Source organism: Sphingobacterium yanglingense (genome assembly GCF_004363245.1).
GTDB lineage: Bacteria > Bacteroidota > Bacteroidia > Sphingobacteriales > Sphingobacteriaceae > Sphingobacterium > Sphingobacterium yanglingense.
In genome coordinates, this window is the sequence record NZ_SNYV01000011.1 from 1,038,493 (window position 1) to 1,059,714 (window position 21,222).

A 21,222-nucleotide genomic window follows, 5' to 3' on the forward strand; every position below is an offset into this window, starting at 1 on the left:
GGCGCCGCAATCGCTTCTACCCTTCCTTTTATTATTATTTTTCTCTTACATATATTTTTCTGTCTTCATAACGGAATTTAATCTTCTCCGTTTTTTGCAATAGCTCCAGCAGTTCTTTCAATTGTCCGAAACGAGGCACCATAACCTCGAATTTCTCGCTCTTTAAGTATTCCTTTTCAATGATAAAATCTACATCATACCAACGTCCTACCTGTTGTAAAATTTCGTCCAAACGTTCGGAATTAAAAACAAAATTCCCTTCTTTCCAAGCCAGAACGGTAGATGGATCCACCACCGCTTTCTTTATTGAAGCCCCTTCTACCACACTCTGCTCCCCTGGGACCAATACCACTTTTTCCTTCTCTGTACTGATCCGTACCGAACCTTCGAGCAGTGTTGTATAATTCCTGCGCTCACCGCTATAGGATTTCACGTTAAAATGCGTCCCCAACACCGAAATCTCTTGGCCATTGGTAAATACCTTGAATGGCTTTGATTCCTTTTCTTTCCCTTTCGTCTTCTTTAAGTTATGGGCTACCTCAAAGTAAGCTTCCCCCTCCATATCGATATGTCGCTCCTCTTCATCTTCTTGATAAGCTAGTTTCGTATCTGCATTAAGCCAGACCTTACTCCCGTCGGGTAGCGTCATCCGGTATTGTCCCCCTCGTGGTGTGCTCATTTCGAACGAAGAAAAATCAGATTTCTTAACACCTGCTACCGCCCCGCCATCTTCATAGGTAAGTCCATTATTCATCAAAAGCCCATCTTCAGCAGCACTCAAGGAGACCACCGTACCATCTGCCAGCTTAAGTGTGGCCTGATTTACGCCCGGCTGAATAGCTGCCATCGGCTCCTCTTGTACTGATTTCCCTTGACGTACACCAAATAGAACGATGCCTATCACTACCACAAGTGAAGCTGCCATGTACAGAAAAGGCTTCCATCTGTAGGTGTTATTTGAACGACCGGCTAATGGTACGGTATTAATCAAAGACTTATGCTTCTCCCAAGCCTGAGCGGTATCAAAAGAGTTGAGTAGTTGCAAATCCTTAGAAACATACACTTTACGCAATACCGCATCCAATACGACTTGATTACGTCCATCCTCCGCCAACCAGGCATTAATATATAATTTCTCTTCCTCCGTCCATTCTCTAAAATGTACAGCAGATAAAATCTTCGCAATGTGTTGAGGGTATTTCGCCATAATCAACTGTATAACAGAAAAAGGGACTAGAATCTCTAAAGATTTTTAAAGAAAAACACAAGAAGCTATAAATCAGCCTATTTATTTTGAAACAGACTGAACAACCGTTCCAAAAACAAGCATAAACACGAATAACTGATCCTTGTCTAAAAGATTCCTGAGCAGTTGTATACCACGCATTTTTTGATTGTAGACCGTACTACTTGTAATTCCCAGCTCGTCGGCCACCTCCTGCGGCGTATACCCTTCCACAAATAGAAGCCGTATTACGTTTTGGCATTGTTCGGGGAGCTTTTCTATTGCCAGGTGAACTTCGTGAATAGTCTCGGTATAAATCATCTGCTGTGTCACAGGGACATCAAACCACTCGAGGCTGTATTGATAGCCCTCTTCTTTGACACGTTGTCTCTTCTCTTTATCCAAGAGATTGAGCGCTGCGTTTTTACAACTTACGTAGAGAAAAGAGCGAATACTATGAAGTTCGGAAAAATCGCCATTCCTGTTCCATAACTTTAAGAAGCTATCATGAACAATCTCTTCTGCAACGAAGTTATCTAATCCCATTTTGGCGAGAAATAAGCAAAGAGGTTGGTAAAAAAGATAAAAAATGTCCTGGTAGGCTTCAGGCTTACCTGCCCGAAAATCGCTAACCATTTGGTCCATTTTATTTACTTCTATCACTAGTTGCACATCAAAATCTCGTCAAATCTAGTAATTATAACGTAAAAACAAGTGGGTTCGTGACAGTCGTTACCGAAGTTTTCGCTTCGCATACGCTAGATCCCCTAGAAAACAAGCATTCCGTCCAAATGAGCAAGTATTCCTCTTATTCTTTTCTGAAAGTGCCTGTCTTAGCTGATTCGATATTGTATTTCAACGCATCCAATAAGCTCTCTTCGTTCTGTTTAATGGACATCAGTAACTTTCATGAACCTTCAGCAAGCGGGTCATGAAAGCTTTTTCTTATCGATAAGTAACAAAGTCGAAGGGGCGTCTTTTAGCCACGTCACTTCTTTAGCGGCCAGATCCTCCCATACCGTCAGATTAATGAGCATCAGATCCTGCTTCTGCCACGTGTCCTCGGTCAACTCCTGCTCGCCATAGATGACCAAATGGTTCGGCACCTGTTGCTCTAATTGCCGCAACTTCTCCCGGAATACCTCGTTATCTCTCAACGCATTCTTAAAATCAACAACAATAACCTGTGAGTTGCTATTATGTATGAGTTTTTGAATGTAAGTTAGTAAAAACATATCCTGCGGCTGAAAAACAGGAACAATAACGCGGTCTACCGCAGTAAAATTTTTATCGATCAAAATACCTACAGCTGCAGTCACCCTTGCATTGATTTGATCATTACGACTGAAAGTCAGAAAAGGTGATTCAGCTTGCTTTACCGTATGCAACAGTCTCTCTGGATTAATAATACGTGAGGTGAAATCCAAAAACCGTCCTAAAATACTTCCTTCATATATCGATTCGCTCACCCCCAACAACAAGAGATCTGTTTCTGCTTCACGCGTTGTCTGAATAATCTCTGTATCAATATCGCTCGATATCTTAAACACAGACGACATCGATTGCTCCAGCTTCTTCGCCACTTCTTTAATATCCCGGAAGCTGTCTTCCTCCTGTTCTTCCACTTCATAGTGATGTAGTTCATTTGAAGGTGCTATATGCAAAGCGGTGATTACGGAATTATCTTTGGAATGTGCTGTAAGTGCGTTGGCCAACTTAAATAACGATATCCCGGTACTACTTTTTGCAAAAGAAAGAAGAATCTTATATTTTGTTCTGTCCTGTATCTTGGTTCCCATTGCACTTTTCTTAGGCTTAAACAAGCGGTTTATAAGATCGAGCGAAGGGCCTGTCATAAAGGTGGTCACCAAAGCCATCAATACCATCATAGAGAATAATTCGGCACTCAATACCCCTAGATCATACCCAATATTAAGCACAATCAATTCCATCAGCCCACGTGTATTCATCAATGCTCCGATACTCAAACTATCTTTCCAGCTCTGCCCTACAAAACGCGCAGCCAGCGCACTCCCCACAAACTTGCCTATTACAGCAACAAGTATGATTACCCCAGCAATCAGCCAATGCTCCAATTCATTAAGTAAGCCGATCTGTGTGCGCAGCCCCGTGAATACAAAAAACAAAGGCAATAGTAGTAATACGGCTACGTCTTCAATTTTCTCAATAAACATTGACCTAAACCGTGTACTTTCGGGCATAATGGCTCCCGCCATAAAAGCGCCGAACAACGCATGTATTCCAATCACCTCAGTGGCAAAAGCAGAGAGGAGTAATACGATAAAGAAGATGGCGACTTCGCGCTTACCCAGACTATCTTTGGAAGAATTAACTTCTCCCACACGGAGCAAAAAGGGCCGCACGATTTTAATCATAACCAATACATAAGCGACGGCTAGAAGTACGGTATAAATCGCACTTGTTGCTGCTCCCGCTTTCACAATAGCGATTACTACAGCTAGAATACACCAAGCAGTGATATCATCCGCGGCCGCACAGGTGATGACCAATGCACCCAACTTTGATTTTTGAAGTCCCCGCTCTTGGATAATCCGCGCTAAGACAGGAAATGCAGTAATGCTTAACGATATGCCTATGAACAAACTATAGGATAGAAACTCTACATTAGCTGGAGCATAATACTGATAAAGAAAATAAGCTAGTCCTACCCCCATAGTAAAGGGAATAACAATACTCGCATGCGATATCACCACGGCGTCATGCGCCTTATTTTTAAGCACACTCAGATCCAACTCCATACCAATGATAAACATAAATAGGATCAATCCGATCTGACTTAAAAACTGTAGGTTACTCAACGAATCTATTGGAAAAAGAACAGCCGAAATCTCTGGAAAATGTAAACCAAGCAAGGAAGGACCTAAAATTATTCCGGCCAACATCTCCCCAATTACAACAGGTTGTTTTATTTTGATACATACCCATCCCATAATGCGGGCGGCAATAATAATCGTTACAATCTGTGCCAACAGGATAGCCAGCGGATGCCTTAGGCTATGATGGATAGAATCTAAAAAATCTTGCCAAGCATTTGCGCTTGTTGCTTTATCAGCGATAGCCTCCGCATTCTGTAATTGTGTCCCCAGCATGATGACACCATACATCACAGCAAGTAGACCGCCTACCAAAATCACATAAAATACCGTATTCTTATAGTTCTTCATCTTACCTTTTTGATTGTGCTAATAATTTGATACACAAAAATACCATAATGTTTTAGGCCTTAAGATGTACCGCAAAATCTGGGTAAAAAAATGTAATGAAGCAGTAAAAAAATGTAACTAACCTCCGGTAAGGAGTTCCATAAAAGACTTACGGTACGTTTCCCTCAATCCTAATACCATAGGCTTATCCAATTGATCTTTCAGGGTGGTCACAATCTCTTCCGAATTAAAGAACTTCACAATACGTAGGGATATAATCTCGCGCTTGTTAATACGTACAAAATCGGAATCGGGCAAAACAGTCAACAGCCCACCAAAACTAATGTTCTTGACAGTTACATCGGTTTCATCCTCAAAAAATAGGATCTTGTCCCGGCTATCTACATCCGAATTGCGGATAAATAAAATCTTATCAAAATGGATCAAGGCCTTGCCCTTATCGGTATTAAACTGGGCATAGGTCAAGTCAGCTCCTTTTTTCGAAAACCGGGATTTGACTTTTTCCACAGCCTGCTTAAGCCGCTGTAACGAAATGGGTTTGGTAATATAATCTACAGCATTAATATCAAACGCCTCGCTGGCATACTGCTTATAGGCCGTAGCAAAAATAATGGGATAATCCCGAAGAATCTCTGCTATATCAAACCCAGTAAGCTGGGGCATTTCGACATCAAGTATACAAAAGTCGAATTCAAGTTCGCGGTATTCTTTGACGAGCATCAGTGGGTCATTGAAGACCTTGACGATCTCAATCCCTTCGAGCTGCCCCAACAGTATCTTCAAGAACTTTAGACTGGGCATTTCATCATCTAAGATAATACACTTCAACTTTCTATTACTCATACATTTTTATTTGTAAGTAAGCACTATAGATATCATTTTCAACAAACCTTTTCAGCTCATGCCTTCCTGCATAGTAGCGCACCAATCGCTCTTCAAGAGTTTTACTTCCTATCCCCCCTTTTCTTTTTGCTAAAGGAGACTTCTTAGAAATGGTATTGTTAACGGTAATCTCCAGCACTCCTTCTTGAAAACTGATGACGATTGCTATAAAAGAATTTTCACTTTGGATATCTGCATGCTTAAATGCATTTTCGATTAGATCAATGCTAATCAGCGGAACCATCACCGCCGATAAAAACAAAGGTTCATTTTCTTCATCTACATCGACCTTCACCTGTATATCAAACAATGGACTAAGCTTTACTTTATTGATTTCAATCAGATTTAAAGCAAACTCGATTTCTTCTTTGGGTGACACTAACTTATTTGGGCTCTCATATAGGACATAGTCCAATACCTGCGCCAATTTATCCATTGTAAAATAGGTCTGATACGCATGTGACAATATCGCATTCAGCGAATTCTTTAAGAGGTGGGGATTTAATTCTGTACGATGTACATCATCAAGACGATCGTGCATACGTTTATAAACGTCCTCCTGTCTCCTTCCCTCCATTCGTATTCTACGATTTTCCCTACGTAAAAAAAGACAGTACACCGATAGTCCTCCTAAGAGGATCCCAAGGACTCCAAAAATGGCATAAATGATATTATCAGACATAGATAACGGACGTATAAAAGCTCCTTTTATAGTTCAAACTTATGTAAAAAGAGGCGCATTCACGAATTCCAAAAGCAAAAACGAAACTTCTGGTGGGGACATTTTACAAAAGAGAACCCCGTTTGGAACTTATTACATTTTTCCACAGACATATTACATTATATAACCTAAGCAATAAATCTTCTATCAGTTTTTCTTAACTTAAGCATACTTCAATCAACAGTTCGGTGATATACATCGACTTTATCGGACACTTTTAATGTCCCACACTAAAACTTTAGTAATCATGGAAAAACTCATTTTCGAAACCAACATCAGGACTCCCCAGTCTGCACAAAAGGTACAAGACGCACTACAACGGATTGCCAAGATCCGTCATTGGAAGATAGATTTTGATTCTATCTATAACCTATTGATTATAGAAGGGATACGATTAGACCATATTGAAATAGTTTCTAGCTTGGCCACACATGGTATTGAAGCCTCCCGCTTATACGAAGAGTAATCGCGCCGCACACCCCTAAGCTATAAATCGTACAGGTAATGTTATAAAATATACCCACACTTTAGGTCAGCTTGTTTTATTTTTGTATAAAAGCATATAACGAACATGGGACACCTATCACGGAAAAATTTCATTCGAAGCTCAGCGCTAGCAGTAGCGGGGCTATCTGTAGGTTCAACTATACTAGGGGCAAATCGCCTGGACAAAGCACACAAAGTCATGACAACAAACAAGCTTAAGTTAAAAAATGTCCGACTGGAGACCGGATTTGAGTATGACGGAGAGACTATTATCGCTACCAAGACAAGCCTCTTTTCCATTGAAATAGAAAATGGAAAATTCACCAAAATAAGTAGCGAACAGCAGAATATAGCGGACGCTATCGATGCCAAAGGCATGTTGCTTTTACCTTCCTTCAAGGATATGCACATCCATTTGGACAAGACGTATTATGGCGAGCGTTGGCAAGCTGTAAGACGGGGTGCCGGCGGAGTCAAAGGTATGATTGCACTCGAGCAGCAGATACTTCCTGATCTATTGATAAAATCTACATACAAAGCGGAAAAGCTTATTGAGCTATTACAATCCAATGGTACTGGATTCGCTCGTAGCCATGTCAATATAGAACCAACCTCGAAGCTCGATTCTCTTAAGAATTTACAGCAGGCATTGGAAAATAAAAAGAATGGCTTCGGTGCCGAACTGGTGGCATTCCCTCAACACGGAGTCTTCTATACGGACAGTGCCCCTTACCTAAGAGAAGCGGCCAAAATGGATATTGATTTTATCGGCGGTGTAGACCCTTACACCATTGATGGAGCAATCGAGAAGACCATGGACTTTACCGTTCAGCTCGCTCTCGATCACCATAAGGGGATCGACATACACCTGCATGAATCAGGAGAATCGGGATTACAAACGGTAGAATATCTAATTGAAAAGGTTAATGAAAACCCATCCCTCAAAGGTAAGACTTACCTCAGTCATGCCTTTGTTCTGGCGTGCATCGACAAGACTAAGCAGGAAGAGCTCGCTGAAAAACTGGCCGAATCTCAGATAGGAATTGTATCGACAGTACCCTTTGGTGGTCTTACTATGCCTATTCCGACACTCTTAAAACATGGAGTCAATGTCATGTTAGGCAATGACAGTATAGTCGATCATTGGAATACGTTCGGTAGTGGTAGCGTATTGCAAAAAGCCAACCTTGCAGCACAATTATATGGGTATTCGAGCGAATTTGATCTTTCCCGTGCTTTAAAACTAGCCACCGCAGGTACTGCCCCACTAGATGACAAGGGTCAACAACAATGGCCAAAAATCGGAGATCAAGCGAATGCTGTACTCGTCGACGCCAGTTGCTCGGCCGAAGCGGTTTCAAGGATTTCACCTATTACATCCTTAATTCATAAAGGCAACCAGGTTTATTAATTTCAAGCACGATGAAAACGTCCTTACTTCTACTGGCACTTGCCCTATCGACGGTCTCTTGTCAAGCGGAATTACCCGTACAAAATCAAGACAATATGCAGACACAATCCGATATCCTATCTGCGGTAAACAAAGCAGATACTATAGCTCTCAAAAATGCACTCTCAAAAGGTGCTGATGTAAATACAAAAGACGACAGTGGAAGATCGCTTCTACTCATTGCGACCAATAATAAACAGATAGAAATCGCCAAGATTCTAGTTGAAAACGGAGCAGACGTCAACCTACAGGCTCACAATCAAGATAGCCCGTTCCTATATGCAGGAGCCAGTGGGCAGACCGAATTGGTCAGGTTATACCTTGCTCATGGTGCACGCTTCGACATTTTCAACAGATACAACGGCACCGCGTTGATTCCTGCCTGCGAACGCGGTCATGTAGAGACTGTACGTTTATTGGCCTCAACCAAAGGCTTTCCTATAGACCATGTCAACCGTCTCGGCTGGACTGCCCTCATGGAGGCTGTTATATTAGGAGACGGCACCGAACGGTTTCAACAGATCGTTCAACTATTAAAAGATGCTGGCGCCACCTTAGATATCCCTGACCATGACAACCGGACTCCCTTACAACATGCAGAAGCAAAAGGCTTTCATAAGATTGCCCAATTACTAAAATAATATGTTATTTTATGCCTATTTTTATAGAAAACTATAACATAGGTATGCTACAGGGTTCAGACTTCTTTCCCACTTTGGGTATCCAAGAGTTTAATGAAAGGCTCGTTCCTAGTAAAAGCGTACTTTATCATGAGCTCCGCGGAGAGCGTCTTATTGAATCTCCCCACAAGCACGACTTCTTTATTATTATGCTCTTCGAGAAAGGAGGAGGTACGCATTCCATCGACTTCGTAAATTATCCTATTGAAGATCATCAGATTCATTTGCTCTTCCCTGGACAGGTGCACGAATGGAAGATAGAAGAAAACAGTATTGGCTATCAACTTATGGTGAGCCGCGAACGGTTCGAGCGTCTTATTCCGTATTTAAAATTCGCAACATCTTATTACCAAAATCATCCTGTGATCACCATAGATGCCAAAGAGTATAGTTTACTGTTACAGGAGTTTACCGCCATCCATGATGAGATGTCAAAAAAAGAGATACTATGGGATATCATCCAGACGCGTATTAATCTGATTGCACTTCTTGTGAGCCAATGTGCGGCCGCGAGATTTGAAGACTTCGCAAAGTATAGTGCTACACCGCTCCTATCTCGTTTTTTAGCTTACATAGATCGCTATTATACCGAAGAAAAGTCCGTCTCCTTCTATGCTGAAAAACTTAACATTACCCCAAATTATCTTAATATCCTAAGCAAAAAGACACTCGATGTCTCTGCCTCCTCCTTAATCCAGGACAGGTTAGTATTAGAGGCAAAGCGACTACTCAAAAGCTCTGAGCTTTCTATGAAGGACATTGTATATAGCCTTGGCTTTTATGATCATGCCAACTTTGCTAAGTTTTTCAAGAAAAAAACAGGAATGACTCCCTCCGAGTTTAAAGAAGGGAGCTGATCTTATTTTCGTTGCAGAATCATGCCATGGTCGAAACTCAGATGATCTTTATCACTGAATATCATCTTACCATTACTTTCTTCTATTTCACCATAGCCTTCTACTAGGCCCTGATCCGTCACTCTAAAAACAACCTGCCGGACAGAAGGAACTCCTTCCGATACAAAACTATAGTCTCCCGTGATCAGGCTATCCTTCAATGTCCCGTTTATCTTTCCAACATTTCTATCCTTACCCGAGAAAGCATATTTCAACTCTCCGAATACCGAATCTTTCTGTTGCTGCAGCGCCAGACTTATTGTATCTCCCTCCGACAGGAATAGATAATCACCTGCAAGACTATTCTTTTGCTCTATTGAACCCGAAGAATTACACCCCACAACAAGCCCCGTCAGTCCCAACATGAAGAAAAAACCTTTAAAAACAAATCCCATAATTCGTGTTTTAGCGTGCGTTAAAAATTAATAATATAGAAAAACAAACACCGTGCCTATCCGATATAAGCGTAAGTTATACCATCCCCTCCACGATCAGCATGCTCATCCTCAAAGCGACTTACGTGATTATATTTACGTAAATAATCCCGGATAAATTTACGCAATATTCCGTCACCCTTTCCATGTACGATTTTTAAAGATGGATAGCCGATCATTACGGCCCTATCCAAGACAAGCTCTATTTTATGAAGCGCATCCTCTGTACGCATACCACGCACATCCACTTCTGGATGAAAATCTGCAGCGGATGTCGCGGACACTCCAGAAGTCCGCTTAATCGCTTTTGACTTTTCCTTACTTCTCAACTTCGTTACCCGATTCATTTTAACAACAGTTCGCAATTCACCTAAAGCGACAATCAAACTATTGTTTTTTGTGATCTCGATAATCTCTCCTTCAGAACCCGAATCATCTATACGTATCCAATCTCCCACCTCAAATCCTTCAGGTTCTTTCTTCACCACCGTTTTGGTCACTTTAGGTTTCGCCGTCGCACTGCTGTGTTGATCGAGAGATGCATTGAGCTTAGACCTTATCTCTTTTGTCTTTTCCTTATCGGCCTTCACCGAACGGATTTCCGAAATCGTATTTTCAACCAATCGATTGGCATCCTTTAGGATAACCTTCGCCTCTTCCTTCGCCTTTTTTAGTATTTCTTTTTTATTCTCTTCGATATAAGCCTGTAGCGACTCATACCTAGCCTTCAATTCGATAAGCTCTTTTTCTCGTTTAGTGACTGCCACCTTCGTATCCAGCACCTCCTTTTTATCACGCTCTAAGTCCACCAAAAGCGTATCAACTTTCTTCTGCTGAACCCCGATCTTGTTCTTGGCCGACTCCAGTATTTCTTTCGACAACCCTATTTTCTGCGCAATCTCAAATGCATAAGAGCTACCTGGTTTTCCCACCTGCAAAATATACAGGGGTTTCATTTGTGTATTATCAAATAGCATCGAGGCATTTTCCAGTCCTGCCGTATGACTCGCAAACAGCTTCAAGTTGGAGTAATGTGTCGTTACTACCCCTCGCACCTGCTTCTTATTCAACTGCTCCAATACCGCCTCTGCTATCGGTCCTCCAAATTGAGGATCTGTCCCTGTTCCAAACTCGTCAATCAAAATCAACGTACGCGCATTGGCAAACGTCGAAAAATGCTTCATTTTTGATAAATGGGCACTATACGTACTCAAATCACTCTCGATAGACTGATCATCCCCGATATCCGCAAATATCTGCTTAAATATTCCCACCGAGGACGTATCATCGGCAGGGATCAACAGTCCCGATTGCAGCATAATCTGCAATAACCCCACCGTCTTCATACACACCGACTTACCACCTGCATTGGGGCCAGACACTAAGATAATCCGGTCTGTATCATCGATCTTGATATTCAAAGGTACCACCGTATGCGATTTATCGCGCATCGCGTTCAATAACAGTAAGGGATGCTTCGCCTGAACCAGATTAATACCCGCCTCTTTCGTCAAGATCGGCATATTTGCCTGTATGTCGATAGCGAATAGCGCTTTCGCACGCACAAAATCCAGCTTAGTTAATAGCCCATGATAAGACAGCAATAAAGGGACATGAGGCCTCAGTTCTGTTGTCAGATCCGTAAGTATCCGAATCACCTCTCTCCGACGTTCAAACTCCAGATCCCTCACCTTATTATTCAGATGAAATACTTCTTCAGGCTCTATGTAAGCTGTTTGACCAGTAGCTGACTCGTCATGGATCAATCCCTTCACTTTTCTTTTATTCTCAGCAAGGATAGGAATACACATCCGACCATCTCGGATGGTCAGGTTGCCATCGACAGTCCATCCCTGTGCCTGTGCCTGTTTGAAGACACTGTCCAGACGTTTACGCGCTTCTTGCTCACTCTTTGAGATTTGCTGTGTCAGGTCCAATAATAACCGTGAAGCATTATCTTTCAACTTGCCTCTATCGTCCAATACCTGTTCGATCGAGCGAACAATAGCCTTTTCTATCGGAAGATGCTCAAATAGCAATTCCAGATGCGCATACTGTCCTTCGCGTTCGTTAAAGTATCTGATAATAGCATATACAGTCCTTAACGACAATAAAACCCGATAGAACTCTTCTTCACTAAGAAAAGCTCCTTCTACCTTAGCTTTCTCTGCCAAAGGTTTTATGGCATACATATGGTCCACCGGAAGCGGAGCATCATGTATCAATAAATTCTTAAACTCGTTGGTTTGCTTTAAAAAACGATCAATTTGATCTGGCTTTATCTGAGGCTGGATTTTATCGACCATCTGCCGACCTGCCTCACTTAAACATTTCTCTTTAACTAGTTCACGGATTTCCGCAAAACCTAGCTTTTCTATCGCATTCTGAGGGTAAATCATTAATTAGTAGGTTTTCGCAGCACCTTCTTTTTGGGTATTGTATCTAATTTCTCTCCTGTCGCGGCGGTATCAGCTTTCACCTCTTCCTCTTGCTTGGGCACGGCCGGCAAGGGTGGTGTTATGACAGGGACTTGAATACCATAGGCATTCAGATGAAGTTCTGCTTTCGTCAGAAAATCCGTTCCAGAAAGCACATAGGTATACGAAGTCGTATCCCGATGTACATTGGAAATCATCTCCTTCATCATCGCTGTGTACCGTTGCAAACGCATAACCCGCTGCATACTATCTTGTACCACAGCATTACGGATAGAGTCTTCACGTTGATACACCTTATCTTCTTCCGCAAGTGCAGTATTGATATTCGTATATATCTTTTCCGTCAATAGCGGATTTCCGAGATAATAGTCAAGGTTTTGGACAAATGATACGGAATCCAACTTAAACTTCTCGAAAGCATGATTATACAACACCGGCATCACCTTACGGCCACTATCTATTGGCAAGGTGTTCAGATAAGCATCAATAAGTGATACCTCCGTCATCAGTTCTGTCATTTCCTTTTCTGACAGAATACCTTTTGGCTTTTGTTTGCTACAAGAACTAAACAAAAAAAACAATAGAATAATGGTAAAATATAAGCGCTGCATTATTTAAATTTGTACAAATTTACAAAATGCCTTTGTAATAGGTACCTTTGTAGATCATATCTCCAAAAATAATTTTCGAATACATGGACATTACTGCAAATATTCAGGAAGTACAACAAGAATTAAATCCTATAGGCGTCACATTAGTAGCTATTTCTAAGACCAAACCTGTAGAAGACATACAAGAAGCTTACGACGCAGGCCAACGGATATTTGGCGAGAATATGGTACAGGAACTTGTTGAAAAACAGGAAAAACTTCCACAGGACATACAGTGGCACCTCGTAGGGCACCTGCAGACCAACAAAGTAAAGTACATTGCTCCCTTCATTACGTTAATTCAATCGGTCGACTCTTTAAAGCTGCTGATCGAAATCAACAAACAGGCAATTAAGCACAATCGCGTCATCGACTGTCTTTTGCAGGTAGACATCGCACAGGAAGACACCAAGTTTGGACTTGACCATCCCGAAGTCATCGAGCTTCTGGAAAGCGAGGAGTTTAAAGCGATGAAAAATGTGCGCATCCGCGGCCTGATGGGGATCGCAACCAATACCGAGAAAGAAAAAGAGATAAAAGAAGAGTTTTACGAACTCAAAATGCTTTTTGATGGTATTAAGGTAAGCTACTACCGCAAAGAGGAAAGTTTTGACACCCTATCCATGGGTATGTCTTCCGATTACAAACTAGCAATAGAACAGGGTGGCAACATGGTGCGTCTGGGTAGTACAATTTTCGGCAAGAGGATTATAAAACATTTTAAAGCAAAATAAATGGCAATCACAATACGTACAGCTCGAAAGGAAGATTGTGCGGCGATGATGACGCTGATTCATGAACTTGCTGTATTTGAAAAAGCTCCCGATGCTGTAACTGTCAGCATGGAAGAATTTATAGAATCTGGATTTGGCAAAAATCCCGTTTGGTGGGCCTTTGTGGCTGTCGACGGCCTGCAGGTTGTAGGAATGTCCCTCTATTACATTCGATATTCCACCTGGAAGGGCAAACGGCTTTACCTCGAAGATCTAATCATCAACGAACCTTACCGTGGCAAAGGGATAGGAAAGATGCTTTTAGACCGTACTATTGCCCATGCCAAAGAAGAAGGATATTCTGGAATGATGTGGCAAGTCTTGGACTGGAACACACCGGCCATCAAATTTTACGAATCCTATAGTGCGACACTCGATGGAGAGTGGATTAACGTAAGTTTAAATTTTGACAAGTAAATGCGAATTGGTATACTTCTAACCCTTCTAGCTTTTACCCTATCCTGCGCCAATGAGCATAACAGGAGTACACAGCCTGTAGCCGCCACAGAGACCTCTCTGCAGGATACGCTCAACTATACATACCATACAAAAAAAGAAATCAGTTATTATTTTCTCATTGATTCTACCCGTACAGACACTGCTTATTACAAGATAACACATCCTATCTTTGAAAGTACAAATATGAATGAACTCATCAATCCATCCATATTTGTCGAACGGGAAAACAATGCCGAAGAAGCAGCTCATTCATTCTTGGACGCTTACAATGAGTTTGTCGAAGAAAACAGCACCAGCTACGTCAATGCTGTTTGGTACAAAGATTCCGATAGCCGGATTGTACTCAATACACCGCTATTTCTCACACTGAAAACTTCGATCGATCAATATACAGGCGGAGCACATGGCAATCACCTCACTTTTTTCTCAGTCTTTGATTTAGACCTCTTCAAAAAAATGGAGCTGACCGATCTTATTGTCACCGGAAAACTCAAAGATCTGACCAAATTGGCAGAGAAGCATTTCCGGAGACAGGAAAACCTATCGGACACCAGTAATCTTTCTAAAGATTTTTTCTTTGCAGATGGAATATTCGCATTAAATGATAACTTTGGCCTCACGAAAGATAAGTTGATTATTTATTACAACGAATACGAGATAAGGCCTTATGCTGATGGGATTACAACAATAGAAATCCCCTATGAGGAAGTCATGGAAATTCTAAATGCACGGGCCAAAAGGTATATTAAAAGTATTCAATAATACATAGCTTCAACTAACCGGAACTCTTATATAACAACATTAATGCAGGTTTTTAAATTTGGTGGCGCCTCTGTAAAAAGTGCCGATAACATTAAAAATGTAACTTCTATATTATCGAAATACAAGTCGTCCGAGCTACTTGTCGTTGTCTCTGCGATCAATAAGACGACAAATAAACTGGAAGAGCTTACCAAAGCCTATTGTACAGGAGAGAGAGATCCTTTTGAACTATTGGCAGAGGTAAAATCAGATCATTTTACCATCTTACAGGATCTATTTGAGGATCCTAACCACCCTGCATTCGATGATATCAACAATTCCTTTGTAGAGATAGAGTGGATTTTGGAAGAAGAACCACAAGACTCTTACGATTATCTTTTTGATCAGATTGTGTCGATCGGAGAATTAGTCTCTTCAAAAATATTGGCCGCTTACTGCACCCACATCGGTATCCCTACGCAATGGGTAGACGCCCGTAACTATATTCAGACGGACAATACACACCGTGAAGCACAAGTAAACTGGGAACTCACCGAAGAAAAAATCAGAAGAGACCTCCCCTCTATCCTAGACCATCAGGTTATCGTTACACAAGGCTTTATTGGATCTACTTCGGAAAATTTCACGACGACATTGGGTAGAGAAGGTTCGGATTATTCCGCAGCTATCTTTGCTTCCTGTCTTAATGCCGAAGACATCACCATATGGAAGGATGTACCGGGCGTATTGAATGCGGATCCTAAATGGTTCGAAAAAACAGAACTCATCCCTGAGCTATCTTATACAGATGCCATCGAACTGACCTACTATGGGGCTACGGTGATCCACCCAAAGACCATAAAACCGCTGCAAAACAAGAAGATAACACTCAGTGTGCGTTCATTCTTAGATCCAGAAAGCCCTGGTACCAAGATCAGGACCACCAATCAGACACTACCTGTCCCCTCATTTATCTTTAAGGTCAATCAGGTATTCATAAGCATATTACCACGAGATTTTTCCTTTATCGTAGAGGACAATCTCAGTCATATATTCAATCTCTTTCACCAACACCGTATCAAGGTAAACATGATGCACAATAGTGCCATTAGTTTTTCTGTAGCTATTGATGATACTGGAAAAAACATAGATACCTTATTGGTCGAGTTAGAGAAAAGGTATAAAGTATCGGTAGCACGTGGACTCGAATTAATCACCATCCGGTATTACAATCAACAAACAATTGATCGAGTATTAGTAAATAAAGAAATAATTCGCGAACTTAAGGACAGTTATACCTGTCAAATGTTAGTGAAAAATATTGATGAATAACCATATACTGGATAAAGACGTACAAGCACACATTAGGGCGAATCGGGAGCACTCTCCCAGTGATATCGCCTTAAAGAAAAGCCCATTCAGCAGCGTGAGTTCTTCCGAAATCGCAGCTCAGATCGATGGCTGGCAACGTGCTGTAAAAAAACTTCCAACATGGGCTTTCTCTTCCCTAATCTATTATCCGGACAAAATCAATCTCGAACAATGCTCTTCGGAGCATACCGCACTGATCAAACAGACCCTGATCAAGAAGGGCAGTAAAGTCGTTGACGTAACGGGAGGTTTTGGCGTTGATAGCTGTTACATGGCCCAAGAGGCAGATATCGTCGTACATTGCGAGCTCAATGAACGACTGTCGGAGATTGTTAAGCACAATGCTACTGTACTCGGCGTACCTAATATCGTATGTATTGCCACCAATGGCGTTGATTTTGTCCAGGCACAGGCGGACCAGTCTTTAGATTATATCCTAATCGACCCTTCGAGACGGGTCAATCATGCAAAGGTATTCTTACTAGAAGATTGCGAACCTAACATTATAGCAGCACAGGATATGTTCTTTCGCAAATCCCGCTATATTATCTGCAAACTGTCTCCATTACTAGATATCAGCACCGCCCTCCAAAAGCTTAAACATGTCAAGTTGGTCTACGTCATCAGCGTAGATAGCGATTGTAAAGAGTTACTTTTTATTCAAGACTCCACCTATACCGGTGAGACCAAAATAGTCGCTATACGCTTATTTACAGATCAGATACAGACCCTGACCTTTACACAAGAGGAAGAAAAGCAAGCCTTGATACGCACTTCGCAGCCACTCACCTATCTCTACGACCCAGATGTCAGCGTGACCAAAGCCGGAGCTTTCAAAACAGTTGCCAAGCGGTTCAATTTATTTAAAATACACACCCATTCGCACCTCTATACTTCCGATAGCCTAGAACCAGACTTTCCAGGCCGGGCGTTCTTGGTTAAAGAAGTTTTCGAATTGTCTGCTTTCAAAAGAAGAACCTCTTTAGATAAAGCGAATGTAGCTACCAAAAACTTCCCGATGAAGGTCGAGGAAATAAAGAAGAAGTTCAAAATCAAGGATGGTGGAAATGAATATTTATTTTTCACCACCGATTATCTAGGTAATCCTATTGTCATACATGGGCATAAAGTCTAAGAAAAGACAAAGCCATTACAATTCCTGTTTTTCATTTCTTGTATCTTTATTCTATGGAAAAAATAAAGATTTCTGCACTAGAATTGGCCACAATTTGCAAGAACAGCAATGCCTCTGAGGCGATACAGCGCGCTGTAACCGGTGCTCAACATATAGAAGATTTGGGTTTTCACCGTATCTGGCTTGCCGAGCACCATAATATGCCCCATATCGCCAGCTCTGCCACAGCTGTTCTCATCGGACATATTGCAGGTAAGACGTCCAAAATACGAGTGGGCTCTGGAGGGATCATGTTGCCCAACCACACACCATTGGTTGTTGCCGAACAGTTTGGCACGCTAGAGAGTATATATCCCGGAAGGATCGATATGGGATTAGGTAGAGCTCCAGGTACCGATCAGCTTACTGCCATGGCTTTACGTCGCAATAACCTAAATACGTCTTTCTACTTTAAAGATGACATCCTTGAACTACAGCGTTACCTTGACGAGAATAACGTAGATGCTAAAGTAAGAGCTTTCCCTGGTGAAGGACTCAATATACCGATCTATATATTAGGTTCCAGTACAGATAGCGCCTACCTAGCAGCAGAACTAGGCTTACCTTATGCCTTTGCGGCACACTTTGCGCCCGCCATGTTAGAACAGGCTTCCGAAATATACTACAGCAATTTCAAGCCCTCTCCGACCCTCGCTGCACCTTATTTTATCATCTGTGTCAACATCGTTGCCGCAAAGAGCCAGGAAGAGGCACAATTCCTATCAACGAGTCTCTTCAACATGTTTGCAGGTATATTGACCAACCTCCGCAAACCATTGTCTCCACCGACCGAAAAACCCGTTTATCATGGCATTCCAGAAATTGAAGAAGCCGTAAACAGAATGGTAAGCTGTACATTTATAGGAACAGAATCAACCATCAAGTCTGAAGTCTCCGCTTTTGCGAAAAAATACAAAGCACATGAAATAATGACAACAAATTATATCTTTGATGAAGCGAAGCGATTGGAGTCTTTCGACATCATCGCTAGCGCATTATTGTAGATTTTATATACATATGAAAAAATACGGCTATCTCCTTCTGTTCCTGACAACTGCTTTTGCCTGTCAGAATACTTCAAATGACAAACAGCAACAAGTAGAGATACCTGAGCAGCAAGATTCTATTGGAGAGCATATCCAGACAGATTCGCTTTCAGCTTCTCCCAAGGAGATAATCACTACCGCAGAAGTCGACTCGATTATAGATGGCCGTATTTTAATGCCTACGACCTATAGGGTGTGGGAAAATGAAGTGGTTTCCAAGGTAATCAATAAAAACTGGCTCGAACTGCACCATAAAAATGGTTCCTACCACGTACAATCGGTTTCTTACCACATTGAAAACGAAGATGAGGAGCCTTGTTCTGGTTTACCCACAGAAACCATAGTTCCAAAAGAAGATGTCCTTGTCTTTTTCGACATCCCTTCTATACAGAAAGGAGCAGTAGATAGCGTAGCGTTCAAAAATAAAATAATAGAGCCAGGAAAACCTTTTGAATTCACCTACAAAAACCAAAAGTACAAATTGCAGGCGACAGGCATTCTATTTCATAAAGATCAAGAGCGCAACAATCCAAATGCCCGGTACACATTAAAGTTATACAAAGACGGGACCTACCTCCGTACCATTATAGATCAGACAGCCTATAACGATACTTCTACCGAACTAGAATTCATCGGCGACCTCGATAAAGATGGCTTACCAGACTTTATTTTCTCTAGTCCCCGCGACTACGAAGAGCGACGCATGATTATCATCCTATCTGCTAGTCCCTATGCTTACGATGGGAATGTACAGTTTGACTGTTAGTATACTTACAAATTCAGTAGGCTGTGCTGGCTCGCCGTAAATATATTTCTAAATACGGTATTGATCTCCCGTCCATTTTGTGCGGCATTAATACCCAATAAAGGAAATAGCGTAACGACCTCCGCGAGGATGTGTTTTACAATTCCGCGCGCGGTAGATGTAATCTCGGTTGTCAGCACCGTATCTAAAGGATTATCTTGAAGTGCCAACAACCACAACTGATCCGTTAGCTCTCCGACTTTAGCCCTATCCGATTCCAACTGGACTTGCAATCCATCTACTTTCTTAAAATACTCCTTACCATATTTTGCCTGCCAGTTCTCGTCTGCCGACTTTTCAAAAAAGAACTTCTCCACTAATGTCAAGTACCTTCTATACATCCCCATATAGTTGACCAACAGCGTTAATTCGGCAAAAGGAATAAACGGGATACGGTACAATGTATTGTCATCAATTCGATGCTCCGGTCTAATTTGAAAAGCATGATTAGCTTCTACGACCGTATTTTCCAGCGAAAAACTATGGCTCGCCGTACTCGCCAACCCAAAAGAATCCCAGTCATAATGAACCAACACCTTATCTCTGGGTACAAAGAAAGAATAAAAAATAGGGTTTCCTTCCGCGTCCAAACGAGGTTCATCCCCGTCGTATATAAAACTATTCAATGTAAAATGCGATAGATGTGGTGCTCCTGTAGCAAAGCGCCAAAATCCCGTTATCTTATAGCTTTCACCGTCCCATACCGCTTTTCCTGTAGCACGTCCCGAGCCACCAAAGCAAACCTTTCTATCCGAAAACACCTCCTTGGCCAAATTACCATCCAAGTAACCAGCAAACATATTCGCTCCAGCACATAACGTTACCGTCCAGCCTAATCCACCATCCCAATAGGCCAGTTCCTCCAACAAGGCCAATCCCTCTTTTAAATCCAGCTCCCCTCCTCCCAATACTTTAGGCACCCAGATATTAAACCAGTTATTATCGTATATCAGGGACAATTGCTGCGCTACTAGCGTCTTCGCATGTATAGATGCAGCTTGACTATCTTTTATCAGCTGTATAGCTTCTTCACTTATCATCGTTCTCATTTTGTGGTAACCATCAGCTTTCGCCAATTAAAATAGCCGAATATAGCGACTATAAATAGAAAAGTCGTCAGTGCGGCAAATAAATAGAGTTCCTTATGTATCAATAACGGAATGGCAAAAAGGTTACTGATATTTAGTAGAATCCAATTCTCCAACTTACGTTTGGCCAGTAACCACATACCCGCCCATGCCGTAGCCGAGACCCAGGCATCCCATGCAGGCACATCGGAATCCGTCACATGCTCTAAAATAAGATACAGAAGGCCAAATCCTAAGAGACTGATCGACGCGACCACCTGCCAATCTTTAGCGCTGCAGCTACTTATCGGCTGCTGTCTCGCTTCCATATTGTGCGTCCAGTACCACCAACCGTAAATACTCATTATCAAGTAATACATATTCAATGCAATCTCCGCATAGAGCTTCGCACCGAATAGCACATACATTCCGGACACGATTCCCATAATGCCGAAAAAATAGTTAGATACCTTATTATTTTTGGAAAGCAGTACCTGTATAATACCACACAGTACTGAAAAACGCTCTAGCCAGGAAGTCTGTAGAAATGCGTTACTTATATTTTCAACAATAGTCTCCATAAATGATGTATTCAAAGACACAATCTATGGAGATGCTATTTCGAAAAAATTATTCCCTACGCCAGCATTACCTGGATCAGGTTCCTCCTACCGAAGTAGAATTGGGTATAATCTCAGCTCTGCTCCGTATCATTAGA

At 41.8% G+C, this 21,222-nt stretch carries 21 protein-coding genes; 11 read left to right on the top strand and 10 right to left on the bottom strand.

Features of this window, described 5'->3' with window-relative positions; all coding sequences use genetic code 11:
- Positions 1 to 34: 34 nt before the first annotated feature.
- The 5 genes from CLV99_RS06730 to CLV99_RS06750 form a co-directional block, all read right to left on the bottom strand.
- A complete protein-coding gene (locus CLV99_RS06730) occupies positions 35 to 1,207 on the bottom strand; it encodes a FecR family protein (protein ID WP_133583705.1) in 1,173 nt (390 codons plus the stop codon).
- Between the two features lie 81 nt (positions 1,208 to 1,288).
- Positions 1,289 to 1,861 (bottom strand): RNA polymerase sigma factor, encoded by a 573-nt coding sequence (locus CLV99_RS06735; RefSeq protein ID WP_162850040.1) that lies wholly within the window; start codon positions 1,859 to 1,861, stop codon positions 1,289 to 1,291.
- A gap of 293 nt (positions 1,862 to 2,154) precedes the next feature.
- Positions 2,155 to 4,431 carry a cation:proton antiporter gene (locus CLV99_RS06740; protein WP_133583707.1) on the bottom strand — a complete coding sequence of 759 codons (2,277 nt, stop codon included), beginning with the start codon at positions 4,429 to 4,431 and terminating at the stop codon, positions 2,155 to 2,157.
- A gap of 117 nt (positions 4,432 to 4,548) precedes the next feature.
- A complete protein-coding gene (locus CLV99_RS06745) occupies positions 4,549 to 5,274 on the bottom strand; it encodes a LytR/AlgR family response regulator transcription factor (protein WP_133583708.1) in 726 nt (241 codons plus the stop codon).
- Entirely contained in the window at positions 5,267 to 5,995 is a 729-nt protein-coding gene (locus CLV99_RS06750; protein WP_211348439.1) for a histidine kinase, read from the bottom strand. The genes CLV99_RS06745 and CLV99_RS06750 overlap by 8 nt, the downstream gene beginning before the upstream one ends.
- 286 nt (positions 5,996 to 6,281) lie before the next feature.
- On the opposite strand from CLV99_RS06750, the gene CLV99_RS06755 reads away from it, so the two are divergent.
- The 4 genes from CLV99_RS06755 (at position 6,282) to CLV99_RS06770 (ending at position 9,507) form a co-directional block, all read left to right on the top strand.
- Positions 6,282 to 6,500 (top strand): hypothetical protein, encoded by a 219-nt coding sequence (locus CLV99_RS06755; RefSeq protein ID WP_133583709.1) that lies wholly within the window; start codon positions 6,282 to 6,284, stop codon positions 6,498 to 6,500.
- A 105-nt stretch (positions 6,501 to 6,605) separates the two neighbouring features.
- Positions 6,606 to 7,931, top strand: a complete 1,326-nt coding sequence (locus tag CLV99_RS06760; protein WP_133583710.1) for an amidohydrolase — start codon at positions 6,606 to 6,608, stop codon at positions 7,929 to 7,931.
- Positions 7,932 to 7,942: 11 nt separating this feature from the next.
- Positions 7,943 to 8,611 (top strand): ankyrin repeat domain-containing protein, encoded by a 669-nt coding sequence (locus CLV99_RS06765; protein WP_133583711.1) that lies wholly within the window; start codon positions 7,943 to 7,945, stop codon positions 8,609 to 8,611.
- Between the two features lie 11 nt (positions 8,612 to 8,622).
- Positions 8,623 to 9,507 (top strand): helix-turn-helix domain-containing protein, encoded by an 885-nt coding sequence (locus tag CLV99_RS06770; RefSeq protein WP_246032707.1) that lies wholly within the window; start codon positions 8,623 to 8,625, stop codon positions 9,505 to 9,507.
- A gap of 2 nt (positions 9,508 to 9,509) precedes the next feature.
- Here the strand turns inward: CLV99_RS06770 and CLV99_RS06775 are convergent, their stop codons facing one another.
- Genes CLV99_RS06775 through CLV99_RS06785 form a run of 3 tightly spaced genes read right to left on the bottom strand, consistent with a single transcriptional unit; the run spans position 9,510 to position 13,029 of the window.
- A complete protein-coding gene (locus CLV99_RS06775; RefSeq protein ID WP_133583712.1) occupies positions 9,510 to 9,941 on the bottom strand; it encodes a hypothetical protein in 432 nt (143 codons plus the stop codon).
- 56 nt (positions 9,942 to 9,997) lie between these two features.
- Positions 9,998 to 12,379 (bottom strand): endonuclease MutS2, encoded by a 2,382-nt coding sequence (locus tag CLV99_RS06780; protein WP_133583713.1) that lies wholly within the window; start codon positions 12,377 to 12,379, stop codon positions 9,998 to 10,000.
- The gene (locus tag CLV99_RS06785; RefSeq protein WP_133583714.1) at positions 12,379 to 13,029 is read right to left on the bottom strand and encodes a DUF4296 domain-containing protein; all 651 of its coding nucleotides are present in this window, start codon (positions 13,027 to 13,029) and stop codon (positions 12,379 to 12,381) included. The genes CLV99_RS06780 and CLV99_RS06785 overlap by 1 nt, the downstream gene beginning before the upstream one ends.
- Positions 13,030 to 13,112: 83 nt before the next feature.
- On the opposite strand from CLV99_RS06785, the gene CLV99_RS06790 reads away from it, so the two are divergent.
- From CLV99_RS06790 to CLV99_RS06820, 7 genes are read left to right on the top strand one after another with little or no spacing between them, the layout of a single operon-like run.
- Positions 13,113 to 13,802 carry a YggS family pyridoxal phosphate-dependent enzyme gene (locus CLV99_RS06790; RefSeq protein WP_133583715.1) on the top strand — a complete coding sequence of 230 codons (690 nt, stop codon included), beginning with the start codon at positions 13,113 to 13,115 and terminating at the stop codon, positions 13,800 to 13,802.
- Positions 13,803 to 14,258: a GNAT family N-acetyltransferase gene (locus CLV99_RS06795; RefSeq protein ID WP_133583716.1), complete on the top strand. Its 456-nt coding sequence runs from the start codon at positions 13,803 to 13,805 to the stop codon at positions 14,256 to 14,258.
- Positions 14,259 to 15,062 (top strand): DUF3298 and DUF4163 domain-containing protein, encoded by an 804-nt coding sequence (locus tag CLV99_RS06800; RefSeq protein WP_133583717.1) that lies wholly within the window; start codon positions 14,259 to 14,261, stop codon positions 15,060 to 15,062.
- Positions 15,063 to 15,104: 42 nt separating this feature from the next.
- Entirely contained in the window at positions 15,105 to 16,373 is a 1,269-nt protein-coding gene (locus CLV99_RS06805; RefSeq protein WP_133583718.1) for an aspartate kinase, read from the top strand.
- Positions 16,366 to 17,547, top strand: coding sequence for a THUMP-like domain-containing protein (locus tag CLV99_RS06810; protein WP_133583719.1), 1,182 nt, complete (start codon positions 16,366 to 16,368; stop codon positions 17,545 to 17,547). The genes CLV99_RS06805 and CLV99_RS06810 overlap by 8 nt, the downstream gene beginning before the upstream one ends.
- Before the next feature lie 53 nt (positions 17,548 to 17,600).
- On the top strand, positions 17,601 to 18,590 hold the full coding sequence (locus tag CLV99_RS06815; protein ID WP_133583720.1) for an LLM class flavin-dependent oxidoreductase: 990 nt from the start codon (positions 17,601 to 17,603) through the stop codon (positions 18,588 to 18,590).
- A gap of 13 nt (positions 18,591 to 18,603) precedes the next feature.
- Positions 18,604 to 19,398, top strand: a complete 795-nt coding sequence (locus tag CLV99_RS06820) for a hypothetical protein (RefSeq protein WP_133583721.1) — start codon at positions 18,604 to 18,606, stop codon at positions 19,396 to 19,398.
- Positions 19,399 to 19,403: 5 nt separating this feature from the next.
- Here the strand turns inward: CLV99_RS06820 and CLV99_RS06825 are convergent, their stop codons facing one another.
- The gene (locus CLV99_RS06825; protein ID WP_133583722.1) at positions 19,404 to 20,477 is read right to left on the bottom strand and encodes an acyl-CoA dehydrogenase family protein; all 1,074 of its coding nucleotides are present in this window, start codon (positions 20,475 to 20,477) and stop codon (positions 19,404 to 19,406) included.
- A gap of 5 nt (positions 20,478 to 20,482) precedes the next feature.
- On the bottom strand, positions 20,483 to 21,085 hold the full coding sequence (gene pnuC / locus CLV99_RS06830; RefSeq protein WP_133583723.1) for a nicotinamide riboside transporter PnuC: 603 nt from the start codon (positions 21,083 to 21,085) through the stop codon (positions 20,483 to 20,485).
- Positions 21,086 to 21,222: the final 137 nt, after the last annotated feature.